12 protein-coding genes are annotated in these 16,810 nt (G+C 34.3%); 6 read left to right on the plus strand and 6 right to left on the minus strand.

Annotated features, from left to right (window positions below; genetic code table 11):
• Nucleotides 1–37: 37 nt before the first annotated feature.
• Complete coding sequence (gene mobB, locus UMM65_RS16535) at nucleotides 38–1,057, plus strand: MobB family relaxase (RefSeq protein ID WP_321978148.1); 1,020 nt, start codon at nucleotides 38–40, stop codon at nucleotides 1,055–1,057.
• 25 nt (nucleotides 1,058–1,082) lie between these two features.
• Complete coding sequence (locus tag UMM65_RS16540; protein ID WP_321978149.1) at nucleotides 1,083–2,663, plus strand: type IV secretory system conjugative DNA transfer family protein; 1,581 nt, start codon at nucleotides 1,083–1,085, stop codon at nucleotides 2,661–2,663.
• A 23-nt stretch (nucleotides 2,664–2,686) separates the two neighbouring features.
• On the opposite strand, the gene UMM65_RS16545 is transcribed toward UMM65_RS16540, so the two are convergent.
• Nucleotides 2,687–2,929: a helix-turn-helix domain-containing protein gene (locus UMM65_RS16545; RefSeq protein ID WP_321978151.1), complete on the minus strand. Its 243-nt coding sequence runs from the start codon at nucleotides 2,927–2,929 to the stop codon at nucleotides 2,687–2,689.
• A gap of 847 nt (nucleotides 2,930–3,776) precedes the next feature.
• On the opposite strand from UMM65_RS16545, the gene UMM65_RS16550 reads away from it, so the two are divergent.
• From UMM65_RS16550 to UMM65_RS16560, 3 genes are all read left to right on the plus strand, one after another.
• Nucleotides 3,777–6,788, plus strand: coding sequence for a SusC/RagA family TonB-linked outer membrane protein (locus tag UMM65_RS16550; protein WP_321978153.1), 3,012 nt, complete (start codon nucleotides 3,777–3,779; stop codon nucleotides 6,786–6,788).
• A gap of 85 nt (nucleotides 6,789–6,873) precedes the next feature.
• Nucleotides 6,874–8,217 carry a RagB/SusD family nutrient uptake outer membrane protein gene (locus UMM65_RS16555; protein ID WP_321978154.1) on the plus strand — a complete coding sequence of 448 codons (1,344 nt, stop codon included), beginning with the start codon at nucleotides 6,874–6,876 and terminating at the stop codon, nucleotides 8,215–8,217.
• Nucleotides 8,218–8,299: 82 nt separating this feature from the next.
• A complete protein-coding gene (locus tag UMM65_RS16560; RefSeq protein ID WP_321978156.1) occupies nucleotides 8,300–10,666 on the plus strand; it encodes a zinc-dependent metalloprotease in 2,367 nt (788 codons plus the stop codon).
• Nucleotides 10,667–10,746: 80 nt separating this feature from the next.
• Here the strand turns inward: UMM65_RS16560 and UMM65_RS16565 are convergent, their stop codons facing one another.
• The 5 genes from UMM65_RS16565 to UMM65_RS16580 form a co-directional block, all read right to left on the minus strand.
• Nucleotides 10,747–11,013 (minus strand): DUF6520 family protein, encoded by a 267-nt coding sequence (locus tag UMM65_RS16565; RefSeq protein WP_321978157.1) that lies wholly within the window; start codon nucleotides 11,011–11,013, stop codon nucleotides 10,747–10,749.
• Between the two features lie 83 nt (nucleotides 11,014–11,096).
• On the minus strand, nucleotides 11,097–12,149 hold the full coding sequence (locus UMM65_RS16570) for a hypothetical protein (protein WP_321978158.1): 1,053 nt from the start codon (nucleotides 12,147–12,149) through the stop codon (nucleotides 11,097–11,099).
• Nucleotides 12,150–12,157: 8 nt separating this feature from the next.
• On the minus strand, nucleotides 12,158–12,628 hold the full coding sequence (locus tag UMM65_RS17690) for a MauE/DoxX family redox-associated membrane protein (protein WP_415859572.1): 471 nt from the start codon (nucleotides 12,626–12,628) through the stop codon (nucleotides 12,158–12,160).
• A gap of 128 nt (nucleotides 12,629–12,756) precedes the next feature.
• On the minus strand, nucleotides 12,757–13,719 hold the full coding sequence (locus tag UMM65_RS16575; RefSeq protein WP_321978159.1) for a helix-turn-helix domain-containing protein: 963 nt from the start codon (nucleotides 13,717–13,719) through the stop codon (nucleotides 12,757–12,759).
• A 31-nt stretch (nucleotides 13,720–13,750) separates the two neighbouring features.
• A complete protein-coding gene (locus tag UMM65_RS16580) occupies nucleotides 13,751–14,125 on the minus strand; it encodes a DUF7793 family protein (RefSeq protein WP_321978161.1) in 375 nt (124 codons plus the stop codon).
• 247 nt (nucleotides 14,126–14,372) lie between these two features.
• On the opposite strand from UMM65_RS16580, the gene UMM65_RS16585 reads away from it, so the two are divergent.
• Nucleotides 14,373–16,793, plus strand: a complete 2,421-nt coding sequence (locus UMM65_RS16585; RefSeq protein ID WP_321978163.1) for an aminotransferase class I/II-fold pyridoxal phosphate-dependent enzyme — start codon at nucleotides 14,373–14,375, stop codon at nucleotides 16,791–16,793.
• The last annotated feature ends 17 nt before the right edge of the window (nucleotides 16,794–16,810 follow it).

Consider the following 16,810-nt stretch of genomic DNA (forward strand, 5'->3'; position numbering starts at 1 on the left):
TGTAAAACTGAAAAGAACCTTAAAAAATTTATAAAGAATGTATATCGCCATTACCAAACAACAATCGGGCATGAACTATAAGGGAAGTGTTTCTGATTTCGTCAATTATTTGGAAAAGGAAAATGAAGATAAAAGTATGGAACTCCAGGAACATTTTTTTGACCAGTATAACGATAAGGTAAGCCCGGAAGAAGTAATTTCAGAAATTGACGGCAATACCGCTAAGCTTTCCAAAAAGGATCCTAAATTCTATTCTTTGGTGGTCAGTCCTAGTCCAAGGGAATTAAAGCACATCAATAACAATCCCGAAAAACTCCGTAAGTATGTTAGGGAAATCATGAAGGACTATGCCGATGCTTTTTATAGGGACCAGAAAGTTACTGTTGACGATATTAAATATTATGCCAAACTGGAACACGAACGTACCTATAAGGGAACGGACAAAAAGATACAGGAAAACCAACCGTATGCCACAAAAATACTCCAGCTCAAAAACGAAATTAGAGATATACAAGATGGCACTTCAACAGGGAACATCAAAAAACTCAAAAGAAAAATTGCCAAATTGGAGAAAGAAGCCCCTCACCAACAGCAAGGCAAACGTATCGTCAGAGGGATGCAAAAAGAGGGGTTCCAGAGCCATATCCATATTATTGTCAGTAGAAAAGACAGTACCAATTCATTTAGTCTGTCTCCCGGATCAAAATACAAAGAATCTGAAACCATCTTAAACGGCAAAAAAGTGAAACAGGGCTTTCACAGGGAAAAATTTTATAAAGCCTCCGAAAAAAAGTTTGATTCCATATTTGGCTACAATCGAAATTTTGTTGAAAGCTACTGGGCAAAAATCATGTTTATCAAAGATCCAAAACAATTTTTTGCAACACTTGTGGGCTTACCAACAACGGAAAGACAAATGGCCTTGACATTGCTCCATAAGACTGGAATAAACGTTCCCAATATCCCTACCAATAAGGTGCAATTGGCATATAAAGCATTTATGAAACTCAAAAAAGGAATGGGAAAAGCAATCAACTCTGGCTCAATAGGGATTTAATACTAACTTTTAATAGAAGATTGCTATGGATGAAATAAACAGTTTGATTTTTTATGTCGCATTACTATGCAGTATCTCTTATCTTATTGTAAGATATGTACGTTATGGTTTTTTTCTAATGTGCTTGTGTTTAATAGGTTTATCGATTATTGGGTATTTCGTTCTAGAAATACCGTCTTTTTTAAAGATACTCATGTATATAACCATCCCCTTCCTGTTCTTAAATATATTGTTATATGTTTTTTTTTCGAAAGATGATACCTCTAACAAAAAAAATAAAAAATATAAAGTAGTACTCAATACAAAAGGTTCCCGTTATGTATTGGAAAACATCCGTAGGGGAGTCTCTATTATTGGGGCAGCGGGCAGTGGTAAAACTGAAAGTGTGGTCTATAATTTTTTGCAACATTTTGGTAAAAACGCCTTTTGCGGTGTTATGCATGATTACAAAGATTTTGAAATTACCGAAATGGCATATCCCATATTCAAAAAAAGCAGTAACAATTTTTACATTGTTTCTTTTGACCCTATTTACGATAGGGTCAACCCCATTGCCCCTAGGTATTTGCCGGATGAAGAAAGTGTCTATGAAATCTCAAGGGTGCTGTTGGAGAACCTTTTGGAATTGAAAGAATCGGATAATAACAGTACCTCTCGATTTTTTAAAGATGCTGTGGAAGGTTTGATAGGCGGTTTGATATGGAGGCTTAAAACGGACTATGAGGATTACTGTACCATTCCACATTTAATAGCCCTGTACCAACATTTGGAAACGAAAGCACTCATTGCCTTTCTCGAAGCGGATTTAACGGCAAAAGCCATGGCAGATGCTTTTATAAGCGGGGTAGGGTCGGACAGGCAAACGGCAGGGGTTAAAAGCACATTGGCCAATGCCTTCAAAAAAATAAGTACCAAAAAGATATTTATGGTGCTTTCTGCCGATGATATTCCATTAGATGTCAACAATCCCCAAAACCCGGCGGTCATTTCCATAGTCAACAATCCTAAAAAAGAAGCTTCCTTGTCCCCGGTTATCGCCACCATCATGCACACGATTACGAAACAAATGAGCGAGAGAGGTCAAAATCCCTCTTTTGTGCTGTTGGAAGAAGCTTCAACCATTCGCCTATTAAACATGCACCGTATTCCGGCAACCTTAAGAGGTTATGATATTGTGACGCTCTATGTTTTGCAGGATAAGATACAGAACGATATGATGTACGGGGATAGGGCAAGTCGAGCTATTTTAAGCAACCTGTCTTATCAGTTTTTTGGAAAGGCCAACGACCCAGATACTGCAAAATATTATGAACGTTTCTTTGAGATAGTAAAAAAAGAAACAAGAAGTATCAATAAGGGGTATAACCTAAATTTTGATACTCGGGTAACACATGGGGAAAAGGAAGTCGCCAAAACAAGGGCTGATGCTTTTTACAGATTAAGGCAAGGAGAATTTATTGTATTCGCCGATGGTAAGGATAAGAGATTAAGGTTTAAAACTCCTAGCATAAAGTTAGGATTACCAACGATTAAAAAAATAAACGACACTGATTTTGATGCTAATTTTTTAAAAATTCATAGTGAGGTAAAATCAATTTTCAAGTAAGAATATCCTAAAATTAGCACTTACTATTCTTTCTCCAATTCAAAATCAAATAACTCTTTAGGGTGAATATTCAATCCCTTTGATAGTTCAAGTACCGATGATAACATTATATTTACCTGACCTTTTGCTATCTTACTGATATCACTACTATCTATATTGCATCCTTTGGCTATCTTTCCGTAACTTAAGTTTTTTTCCTTTCTTATTTTTTCAATCTGTGTTCCAACTAAAAGCAAAAAATCTTCTTTTTTGTATTCTAAATCCATTATAATAAATCTTTGCGAACAATCTCTTTAGATTTTTATTAAAAAACATGGGTTTAAAAACCCCTAATTGAATTTTTTTGCTATATTTGTTTCTGAATACATATATTTGCGATTCTTCGTATATAAAATATAGAAGCTATCGCTTTGAGTCTCTGAAAAGAAAACTGGTAATTTTTGCACTTGAGATGATAAGTAGATTGGCTCACGACCCGGGCGTGGGCTCTCTTATCGGTGCACGGTATACCAGTACCTCTTTTCAGGTAAGTTGAGTTCTACGCCTTTTTTTGGCTGTATTATTCAACAATTCTTAGCACTAGTTTTCATTTTTATTTAAAGTATCGCAATCATCAAATCGAACTTTAATAGAAAAGAGATTGTTAAGTTTAATTGTTCCAAATACTATAGCCAATTTGCAATCATCCCATTTTAAATGCGGATGTAAGAAGTATAGGTCTGAAATTAACTTATTCGATATTCTCTTTATTAAAAAACCAAAGAACCCTATTATAGACATTTTGTTATGGGATTCACGCTATACTTTTTCCAGATGTTGTTTCCACTTTTTATCCCATAATCTACGAATCACTTATTTCTAGTTGTATCTGGACACACCAAGTTTAAAAGCCTAATAAGCATTTATTACCCTCAAACCTTTGAGTCTATCTATCCAATTTGGGTAAGAAAGATTCATGATAGGAGGGGAGTGAATTAATTTCAATTGAACATTACTAACTAAAAATACTGCCAATGAATAAATACTAAAAAAAACCTTCTCCACCTCGTTGTAGCTTGTTAGAGAAGGCTCATAATCTAATAAAATAAAGTTTCACTAAATCAATACTAAATTATGAAAAATAACCTACGGTTTCTCCAGTGGGGAAGGCTTTTTTTGCCTATTCTTATTATAATAGGAACAATAAATACCGTTCACACGCAGAATTCATACCGTGTAACAGGAAAAATTACGGACGATAATGGTCCTCTTGCAGGTGTTACCATTCGGATAAAAGGATCGTCAAGAGGTACAACCTCTGATTTTGATGGAAATTACAGTGTTCAGGTAATTGGATCGGAAACTCTTATCTATTCATTTATTGGATACGGTACGGTCGAAGAACCCATAAATAACAGGTCAAAAATTGATGTAATATTATATTCTGAAAGTACACAACTTCAGGAAGTCTCCATCAATGCGGGCTATTATAAAACTACCGACAAAACCAAAACAGGGAGTATAGCACGTATCAGTTCGGCCGAAATTGAAAAACAGCCAGTCAATAATCCTTTGGAGGCACTTCAAGGGCGATTAACGGGAGTACATATTACCCAATCCACAGGTACAGCTGGCGGAGGTTTTCAGGTACGAATAAGAGGTCAAAACAGTATTGCTGCTGGTAATGAGCCACTTTATATTGTCGACGGAGTACCTTACGACTCGGGGTCACTAAGCTATAATGGTAGTTCGGGGTCTATAATGCCAGGGGCACTCATTAGCCCATTAAATGCCCTGCCCCCTTCATCTATAGCCTCTATTGAAGTTCTCAAGGATGCCGATGCAACCGCAATTTATGGCTCTAGAGGAGCCAATGGTGTTGTCTTAATTACAACCAAAAATAATACCAATGATAAAACTACCTTTTCTGTAAATGTAAATGTAAATGTAAATGCTGGATTCGCTAACATTTCAAGAAAAATGAAGCTTATGAATACGGAACAATATCTTGAAATGCGTCGAGGGGCATTTCAAAATGATGGTATTACCGGATTTCCTTTTTATGCTTATGATGTAAATGGGACTTGGGATGCAACAAGAGATGTTGATTGGCAAGATGAACTGCTAGGAGGGACGGCATATATTGAAAACTATCAAGGTGCCGTTGCAGGAGGAAGTGAGCGAACACATTTTAATATAATCGGAACTTATGGAAAAGAATCCACCGTATTTCCCAAAGACTTTAACTATAAGAGAGGAACCGTTTTGGCATCGATAAATCATTCCTCATCGGATGACAAATTTCACATAAACTTTACGGCCAACTATGCTTCTGAGAAGAACAATCAGCCAGGGTCTGATTTGTCTAGATCAGCACGTTCACTTGCACCGAACGCACCTGAATTGTACGACGAATCTGGTAATCTAAATTGGGAAAATAGCACATGGACCAATCCGTTGGCCCAACTCAATGGCTCGTATTCCAACGGAATTGTAAGTTTAATTAGTAACGCGACGTTATCTTATGAACTTTTTCGAGATTTTAAAATTAGTTCACGATTCGGTTATACCGATATCCGAATTGATGAAGAGAAAACAAACCCACATACCATTTACAATCCTGCTTTTGGATTAACGAGTGCGAATTCAAATATTTTTACAAATGAAGGGAAAAGACGTTCTTGGATAATAGAGCCTCAATTCAATTATCAATTTAATATTGGAGAAGGTACTTTTAAAACCATTTTCGGATTTACTTTTCAGGAGCAAAATAGTGAGCAATTTTCATTGCTTGGCTCTGGATTTACAAATAATAATCTAATATACAACCTTAGTGCGGCTTCCAATGTTTTTATCCTAGACGAAAAGAAAAATCAATATCGCTATCAGGCATTCTTCGGAAGGCTTAATTATAACTGGGAGGATAAGTATATTATCAACGTTACGGGTAGGAGAGATGGTTCAAGTCGTTTTGGACCAGGGAAAAGATACGCTAATTTTGGGGCGATCGGTGCAGCCTGGGTTTTTTCGGAAGAAGAAAGTCTTCATAAGGCGATTCCATCATTGTCTTTGGGAAAACTAAGAGCTAGTTATGGCATAACCGGCAATGACCAAATAGGAGATTATCAGTATTTTGATACGTATAGCGTTTCAAATACCATTTACGATGGTACAGTTGGGCTGACACCCACTAGATTGTTCAATCCTTTATTTGCATGGGAGAAAAACAGGAAATTCGACCTTGCCTTGGATATCGGGTTATGGAACAATAAATTGCTATTATCCTCCACCTATTTTAGAAATACATCCTCTAATCAATTGGTAGGTGTGCCATTGCCTGGTACTACCGGGTTTCAAAATATTCAAGCCAACCTAGATGCCACTATACGCAACTCAGGGTGGGAATTTGAATTGCATTCTAGAAATATACAAAAAGCTAATTTTTCTTGGAAATCAGACTTTAACCTTACCATTCCTAAAAATGAACTCGTCTCCTATGAGGGTCTTGAAAATTCGGCCTATGCAAATAGGTATGTAATCGGTAAACCTTTAACGATCGTTAAGTTATACCATTTAGAAGGTGTCAACCCAGATACTGGTTTGTTCGAATTTGAAGATTTTAATAATGACGGTATAATAAGCTCCCCTGAAGATAGGCAATATACTAAAGACCTTGCCCCTAAATATTACGGTGGCCTTACCAATACCTTAATTTATAAAAATATGCAGTTGGTTCTATTTTTTCAATATACCAAACAAAACGCATATAACCATTTTTTCAATTATGCTCCAGCGGGTTTCATGTTAAATCAGCCTTCAGAAAGTTTAAACAGATGGCAGAAACTGGGAGATGATACCCTTTTACAAAAATATACCTCAGGCAGTAATTTTCAAGTGCAGAATGCCTTCTCAAAATTTGCGATTAGTGATGCCGTTGTTACCGATGCGTCCTATATAAAACTAAAAAACGTATCCTTTTCATACCAATTGCCTCGTAAATTGTTGGGTAATTCCGATTTGCTTTTGACTCTGCAAGGGCAAAACTTATTGACATTTACTTCTTTCAAAGGTGGAGACCCCGAACAGATTATTGGGTATTTACCACAGCTAAGAAGATTTACCATGGGCGTTCAATTTAAATTTTAATATGATGAAAAATAAAATAAATAATACGAAAAATACAATTTTAATAAATCGCATGAATCGTAAAGGGAAAGAACTAATCGTTTTCATGTTACTACTTTTTTTTATGCTTTCATGCGATCACTTTTTAGAAGTGGATTTTCCAGAAAATCAACTCAGTGGGGATATCGTCTTTCAAGATGATGCTACAGCATTAGCTGCCTTAACCGCCATTTATGCAAATTTACGCGATAAAGTTCTACTAACTGGAAATTCAAACGGACTTCATGTCATCATGGGGCTGTATTCGGATGAGTTAGATTATTACGGTAGTTCTGGCCAACCATTAGAGGAATTTTATAACCATACATTACTTCCGAGCAGTGTTTCCATAAGTCAACTTTGGAACGATAGTTATCATACCATTTATATGGTAAATAGCTTGTTGGAAGGTATAAATGATAATAGCCATTTGTCCTATGAAACTATACAGAAAATCAAAGGTGAAGCTCTTTTTGTTAGGGCATTGACACATTTTTACTTGGTCAATCTTTTTGGAGCTGTTCCCTATGTTATTCAAACGGATTACACTTTAAATAGCAACATAAATAGACTTGAAGTAAATGAAGTTTATAAGGCGATTGTTTCTGACCTTAAAGCCGCAAGATCTTTTTTAAGCTCAGGTGAATCCACCGAACAACGCATTGTCCCGGACAAATGGGCAGCCACAACATTATTAGCCAAAGTCTATTTATATATGGGTGATTGGGAACGTGCTGAACTAGAGAGTACATCGATTATTGAGAATACTGGTTTTTCTTGGGAAACGGATCTCTCTAATGTTTTTTTGAAAGAAAGCGGTGCTACTATTTGGCAACTTAAACCTCCGGTAGACGGATATAATACGTTGGAAGCCTCTACTTTTAACTTTGTTAGTGCACCACCACCTCTGATCGCCTTAAATGAACAACTCTTAGAGGTGTTTGAGGACGGTGATGCTAGAAAAGCAACATGGATTGCAGGGGTTTCAAACGGTATAGATGTATGGTACCATGCCAATAAATACAAAAATGTTTCTACAACATCAAATACGGAATATTCTATAGTATTTCGTTTAGCGGAAATATACCTTATCAGGGCAGAAGCCAGAACAAATCTTGGTAACATTAGTGAGGCTCTAAGTGATGTAAATAAGATTAGACAAAGAGCCAATTTAACTGATTTAAATATTATAGACCCAGAAGAGCTACTGGAGGCCATTTTACTAGAAAAAAGAGTTGAGTTGTTTACAGAATTTGGCAATAGATGGTTTGACCTAAAACGACTGGGAAAAGCGGAGGCTGTAATTTCCTCAATCAAATCAGGTTGGGAATCAAAGAACTTACTACTGCCTATACCCGAGAATGAACTTTCATTAAATCCAAATTTATCACCACAGAATCCTGGATATTAATAGTAGTTTGAACTGTTTCAGTATGTCATTAAGCATATTGAAACGGTTCTTATGATTTGTTTCCAAAAAAATATTAAATAAAATGAAAAAAATAAAATCAATTTCTGTTTTACTGGTACTGCTATGTTATAGTATATGGTCTTTTGCTCAAATTAGTCTTAGCAACATAAAACCATATAAAGAAATAATTACAGTTGAAGCCATAACTGAAAAAGGGTTTGTAACGACTCACTTTTTGAATGGCAAAATTTATCTAGAGATTCCAGAGGTTATCTTAGGTAAAGATTTACTATTTGTAAACCATAATAACTCAAGTTTTGATAAGGAAACCTTAATTAATTTAAAGAGAAGGAATAATATTATTCAAGTAATTGTTCCAGAAATTGATTCAAAAGTAGGGAATACCATTCAGTTGCTTGAGGGTAGGTTCGATATTAAAATAACACCAGCTAGTTTTCCTATTTTGACAATGGGGAATAATAAACCAAGTTATATTATTGATGCAACCAGCTTATTTTTAAATACACCAAAGGGTTTGCAAGATGGAGGAAAGTCTATAGTCAACGAGACCACATTCATTGATATAGTCAGGTCATTTGCCAATAGTGTAGAGGTGAATACAACCACAACCGTAGCTTCTGAAAAAGGCCCGCTAACTACAAATGTTGATTTTAGTATTATGTTACTGCCAGAACCTATGATGCCGCGTTTGTATGACCATAGGATGGGTTTTTATAGTGAAAATATGTTTTTCAATAATTTTAATGAATCTGTTAGAGCTTCTATAGCAAGGTGGCGATTAGAAAAAAAATATCCTAGTCAATCATTAAGTGAACCCATTAGACCAATTGTATTTTATATAGACCCAGCCATTCCCAATATATGGAAACCTTATGTAAAGGCAGGTGTTTATGAATGGTTGCCTGCTTTTGAAGCTGCAGGTTTTGAAAATGCCATAATAGTAAAAGATGCTCCAGTTCATAATAAAGATTGGTCTATCAATAGTATGAGATATTCTGTAATCCGTTGGGAGAATAGATCAAAATATAGGGGACATAAAGGAGAAGGTTTTGGGGCGGTGCGTCAAATTATCGATCAAAGGACAGGTGAGATTCTTAAAGCGGATATATTGATAGGAATGATCGATAAGCTCGTCGATTTATATTTTACCAGATGCAGTCCTTTAGATAAAAGGGCACAGCAACACCCCTTTCCTGACGATTTAATGGGCGAGTTGATTCAGTCGCTTACCGCCCACGAAACAGGTCATGCCTTTGGTATAAAAGATGCTAATTTTGGAGAATATACCTATCCTTTCGAGAAAATGAGAGACAAAAAATGGCTCCAAAAAATGGGTCACTCGCCCAGCGTGATGAATTACGCACGAGAAAATTTCATTGTTCAGCCCGAAGATAACATACCCCCGAATTTATTGCACCAAAAGGTTGGGCCTACCGACATATATAACATTCGCTGGGCATATACTCAATTTGAAAATATTAGTACGCCTGATGACGAATTTTATTATTTAGAAAAAATTATTAGAGAACAGGATACAACACCTTGGTACAGGTATAATTTGGAAGTTCAGAGTATTGGTCCAGAAACAATTAATGAAGTTGTAGAGAATAATAATCCGATAAAATCGGCAGAGTTGGGTTTAAAGAATTTAAAAAGAGTAGTGAATTTAATACCAACAATAGATATGAACGAGCGAGATGATAAAGTTAAGAAGCGTTTTTATAATGGAACACTCAATTTTTGGTTAGATCAGATGAAGTATGTTGAATCTCTCGTTGGAGGTTACACGATTCAATATAAATCAAGTACACAAAAAGGTTTAGTATATACACCAATACCCTTTTATCGTCAAAAAGAAGCTGTAAAGTTCTTAAATAAGGAGGTGTTCAACCCGCCATTATGGTTGGTACGTCCTGATATAACAGGAAGATTCATTGCTGCCGATGCTCATAGCTTGGATGGTAAAAGTAGTTTTATAAACAGTACAATTAATATAATATCAAGAAAACAGAGAAAAATACTTCAAAATTTATTTTCTCCCACAAAGATGAGGGTACTTGAAGAAAATGGAGTGTCCGGAAAGGGAAACTATAATATTGCTGACATGCTTCAAGATTTAAATGAGGATTTGTGGAGAGAACTAAAGGAAGAATCGGTAAAAATAGATGTCTATCGTCAGGAAATACAATTAGCATATATTTTTTATTTAATGGATGCCTTAGTTTATGAAACCAAAAAACATCAAAGAGAATCTATTTATGTGGCTTATAATAAGTATTTCTACAGTAATTATACACGCGGGACGATATTTAACGAGTTAAACAATGTTAAAGACTCAATAAAAAAAGTAATACATAGAGTCGAGGACATATCTACTAAAAACCATCTTGAATTATGTCTATTAGAAATAAATAAACTGAAAACCTAAATGGTTTTTGAATGAAATAATAGCATGTGTAAAGAACAAAAAAAGGCGTATAATATCTATACGCCTTACATTTTGAATATCTAATCCTGAGGATTATATTTCAATGGTTGTCCACAAGTTGTTTGATTAATTTTAGAGTAAACTTGTTGCCCTAAATAAGTACAATCTAATATACCACTGGGGTCACAGGTTGTAACTTGCTCACAAATACCATTCTGAAAAATATAACCAGGTATAGTTCCAGCATTTTCTGTTTTTTCTGAACTGCTAGTGGCAAAAGCTAGACCAACAGCCATGAATAATGCCAATATTGGCAATAGTGCTTTTTTAAAAACATGTGTTTTCATAATAATTAAATTTTATTGTTATGGTTTACTTTTTTCTACAGGTTTTCAACCTTATTTCCTGATACTGATCAATATGTTTTTGATTACTTGTGAAAGTAATTATTTTGTAATTTGTATATATAAAGCAGATTCCCAATTATCATAACGAATAGGTCATTGTTTGCTTTTATGCTTTTTCCTTTTGCACCTATCTCACCGAAGGCATAAAAACTGAAAACATAGTTGGCATTTTTTAAATTATAAACATCTATAATACTTGCTTTTTTTAACAAGTCTTTCGGTTCATATCGCCCTAACCGTTCTGAGTTTATAAAAAGAAATTCATCGTTGGTTGTGACCATTTTATTGACTACTATTGGGTTGCCTAATAATTTTTTTTGATTTGTCTTTTTTAGGTCAGCTATTTTTAATGAAACCGATTGAATCGTGTCAATTGTATTTCCTTTGAAATCCAATTGTAGTTCTGAATTAAAAACAATGTATTCATTCCTGTAGTAGTATACATATATTAGACGCTGTAGATTAGTGTTCCAAAGGAGTTGGCCATCTACATCGAAGTATCCATCCACCTGCTTTTTCAATAGATTAGTGGAAAATTTTACCTTATAGCTATGGTTTTTATATAATTTTCCTAAAATTTGTTCTTGGTTTGTACTACTGAGTGCTCTAATTCCAAAAGAAGTTGAATCTATCACGGTCCAAAGTGAAAAGTAAGCTGTATTTTTTGATAGTGTTTTGGCTTGCCAATCCGTGATATAGCCCCGAAATAGTATTGGAATGCTCCCGTCGGCAACAAAAAAATAAGGTGGTTTTACCTCAATGCGAACCGAACGAAATGGGAGATTCATCTGGTCAAGCACAATTTGATGTGTTTTCAATTGATAGGTTCTTAGTGAAATTTCTGTAATTAGTAATGGAGCAGTACTATTACCCAAGTATATGGTTTGATCCGTCATTCCCGCGATATAATACGAGTTGAACTTTAAATCTATAGATTTAAGTTGTTTCACTATGTGCGGGGGAATACGGCGAATAAAGGCGTTATTACGCTGAATATTGTTCTCAGAAGCCATGAACAACACAATAACAATTCCTACTCCGAGAAAACTACAAATCATGGTAATATTTCTTAACATGCTCGCTTTCATTTAATTTTCTGTTGATTATACCTGTTATTGATATTATTTGATGCTGTGTTCTTTAAATTGAATAGGAGGTAAAGTGCCAATAAACAAAACAAAACATTCATTATTAAATGCTGATTCCAGCCTAAAGACTCCAATAACCCCCCGCAAGAACAAGGTATAAAGTCACTAAATTTTAAGATGACAATAATATAAGTCGTGAACATAACCATTATGCTATAGAAACTTATAAGTCCAATGAGGCGATAATTAGGGACTATTAATAAAACAGCAACCACTAGTTCACTTATCGGTACAATCCATACGATCCAATCTGTAAAAGAACTTAAAACTGGAGATTGTCCTATTTGCGCCTTAAAAGTTTCAAAATCTAACAGTTTGCTAATAGCGGCATAGACAAATAGTATTATGCACAATGAAATAAGTAGTTCAATAAGTACTTCCTTTCTTATTAGCCTCTTTAAGATCATTCTGAATTTATTTTTACAGTATAAAATTCGTAACAATCATTTATTTTTTAAGAATGTTTAATTATTCCTAAAGGATTTTATGATGGTTGAGTAAATGAAAAAGGTAAAAAGATTAGTGGTGAAGCCAACTAGTTTAGAGATTTGGAGATTTTTCGAAATGTTTTCGGCGTACATCCGTATTTATTTTTAAACACTTTAGAAAAATGGGGTATGCTCTTAAATCCAGTTAAAATTGCTATTCGTTTCATTGACAATGTTGTATTTTCAATTAACAAACTTGCTTTTTTAAGACGTTCATCAATTAAAAATTTAAAAACAGTAATGTTGTACAACTGCTTAAAACCGTATTTTAATTTGTACTCATTTGTACCGAAATTATGAGCTAAAATCTGTAGTGATGATAATGGTGTTTCGAGATGTTGTAAAATATAGTCATGGATATTTTGAATAATTTTTATATCCTTTTCATTTTTCAAAATATTAGGTTTATCCTTTTTTTGTATAGTTTTCTTTTGTTGTATTTTTGACCGAAGAGCGAGTCCGTCTTCAATAAATTGACTTTGAGTTTTTGATTGAAAACTGGTTACTAGAATAAACTGGTTTCTATCGGCTTTATCGTAAATGGAGGTTATATTGCAGATGGCTTCTTTGGTTAAGTCATTTTCATATTGGAAATGTAATTTCTTGTTAATCTGATAGTTGATATTTATCAATATGTTATTGGCTATTTCCTCCCAGTCAGGCTTTGACTTATTGCTCAATATTTTAATAAATGAATTGTCAAGAAATTCTGTCTTGTCTTTATTCAAGTGCTTTGAAACATCCTCATTAACATAAATTATTTGGAATTTACTGTCAAGTATAAATATCATTTGGACAAATTGGAGGATACTCTCAGGAGAATTAAGCTGACTGTAGTATCTTAAGGTTTGCTGAATTTCTTCCGCCATTAGATTGACCAAAATAACTAAAGCTTCAATCTCATCATCTATATCATGTCTTTCGATTTTAAACGAGAATCTGCCTTCGGACATTTCCAAAAGCATTTTATAGATATTGTTGATTCTTATTTTATCAAAAGCATTTAACATTGTGTCATTTTTATACTGTTATTCAATGGTTCTATAAAAATTGGTTCAAGAATTCAATAGCTTCTTGGTAGTTTCTGAATAATTTTGACGGAACCAAGGGCCTATTTTTGTTGAGATAGAATTGAGACATTACTTCAGCGATATATCTGTCATCGTAAATAGCAACTGCTTTGGCTAAGATAGACCCATTTTTGGCCAAGTAATCGCGGGCGGACTTTTCCGAACTCATCATACCTCGAATGTCACAGAATATAGGATAGGAAATTTCTTGTTGAAAATGTAGGCGGTCTCGAACGATGGATTGTGCAGTAGCTAAATCAAGTAACTCAATATGTTTATAGGTGCAATGTAGAATTTCGTTTTGAATCCAAAATTTAGCATGTGGAGCATCGTAAACGTCATTCATTTTCAAAGCGACAATTATAATTCAATTCCTAAGTTATAACAATTATTCCATTTTGATGGTTTTTGTTACCATTTAGCAAAATTAAATAGTGTAAAATTTAAAAATAATTAATGCCTATTGCCTAAAAAGGATTTTGTTTTAATTCTAAGGGATTAATACTGTTTGTTTAATGATATCACTTTTTTGTTCTTAGCAAAATTAGATAGCTTGGTATGAAATAACGCTAACTAATTAAAATTTAAATGATATGGCTAAGATCAATCACAACAATTTTTTGGATACTGTAAATGAAGTTATAAGCAATGCAAAGAAGCAAAATATTGTCCATTTATATGCAGAAGACAGGCATTTTGAAAAAGGTATTATAACTGTCAATGGGAATAAATTATTCCATTTTGGTACAACGAGTTATTTAGGTTTGAATCACGATGAGAGGTTGAAACAGGCAGCTATTGAAGCTATACATAAATTTGGCATCCAGTTTCCGCTGTCAAAAACCTACATTTCCCATCCATTATATGCAGAATTAGAGTCCAAAATTCAAGAGTTGTACGGTATTCCAGCAATAATCACAAAAAACAGCACATTAGGTCATATGGCGGTTATCCCCTCCGCCGTGAACGGTAAAGATGCAGTTATTTTAGATCATCAAGTACATTGGAGTGTTCAGAACGCTGCACAAATACTTAAATTAAGAGGTGTTCCAGTACAAATGATTCGACATAATAATTTGGATATGTTAGAATCAAGAATAAAACAACTATACAATACATCTGATCGGATATGGTATATGGCAGATGGTGTGTACTCTATGTTCGGTGACTTTGCCCCTTTGGACGAATTAAAACAGCTTTGCATAAAATATCCAAAGCTCCATTTATATTTTGATGATGTACATGGAATGAGTTGGGTCGGTAAAAATGGAATGGGGTATGTAATGAGTGTTTACAAAGATTTACCCGAAAATTGTTTGCTTTTGGCAACCTTAAGTAAGTCATTTGGAGCGAGTGGAGGAGTGCTGATTTGTAAAAATGATAAGCTCAGGAATAAAATAAAAAACTTTGGAGGACCACTCACGTTTTCAGCACAATTAGAACCTGCATCGGTAGCTGCGGCCATTGCTTCGGCAAATATTCATCTTTCAAAGGAAATTTATGAGCTTCAGGAAGATCTCCAACTAAGAACACAACATTTTAGTTCATTATTGACCAACACAAATCTACCGGTGATTCATAACAATACAAGTCCCGTTTTTTATATAGGAACAGGATTACCAGTCACTGGGTATAATTTTGTCAAACGACTATTCAAAGAGGGTTTCTTTGTCAATTTAGGTCTTTTTCCGGCCGTACCGGTTACCAATACGGGCGTTAGAATTACGATTTCAAGAAACAATCAGCTAAAAGAGATAACTAAATTAGTAAAAGCGATGGAGTATCATTTCCCAAAAGCCATTCTAGAAACAAATACCACAAATAGTAATATAAGAAAGTTATTTCGATTGAAAAGTGAGGAAACAACGACAGAAACTATTAATACTGGAAAGCTTGAGATAGTCTATGAAAAGAGCATACAACAAATTGATAAATCAGTATGGAATAGACTTATGGGGCAAAGAAGTGTGTTTGATTGGATGGGAATGCAATTTTTAGAAAACGCATTTAGTAATAATACGGCAAGGGAACATAATTGGGAGTTTCATTATGTTTTGGTCAAAGATCCTATGAACAAAACTATACTCGCAACTTTTTTTACAAGGGCACTATGGAAAGAAGATATGCTCGCACCAGAATCTGTTTCAGTTCAAATTGAGGAAAAACGAAAGAATAATGCGTACTATATGTCCAATTACGTACTGAGTATGGGGTCATTATTAACAGAAGGGAAACACTTTTATTTGGATAATAAAAGTAAGAACACAAGAGAAGCAATTTTAATAATGCTAAAAAAGATACGCATAATTGATGAAAAAAAACCATCAGAAATGATTGCCCTAAGAGATTTCTTGGAAAATGACAGAAAACTAACAGCATTATTTCATGATCAAGGGTTTATTAAAATTAAAATGCCAGATGCCGCTTATATTGACAATATCCAATGGAAATCAGAAGATGATTTTGTAAAGGGTCTTTCAAGTCGGTCAAAGCGTCATTTTAAAAATGATATTAAAAAGTTTGAAACTTTTTTTGATATAAAATGGCAGAATACTTGTAAAGAGGAAACCCTTGAGATAATCCATCAACTTTATTTAAATGTAAAGAATAATAATGTCGGACTAAATACATTTGCCTATCCTAAAAATTTATTTACAAAAATGAACATGGATAATAACTGGGAATTTCTACTGTTGTATCTTAATAATAACGCTCCAAGTCCTAATAATTCCCCTGTAGGAATGATGTGCTGTTATAAGAATACTGACCATACGTTTGTTCCAGTTGTTGTAGGTATGGATTATACATTTAGTCGTACCTATAATATATATAGACAACTGTTATATCAGACTATTAAAAGAGCCTGGCAAAGTAATTTTAAAACGATAGATTTTGGATTGACGGCAGCTTTTGAAAAAAGAAAAGTGGGTGCCACTATATTTTCGAATCATGCATTTGTGCAGGCAAAAGATAATTATTTTATGGAATATATGACCACATTGCAGCAAGGATAACCGCTTTTTAATTAGTT

Source organism: Aureibaculum koreense (assembly GCF_034296135.1).
Taxonomy (GTDB): Bacteria; Bacteroidota; Bacteroidia; order Flavobacteriales; family Flavobacteriaceae; genus Aureibaculum.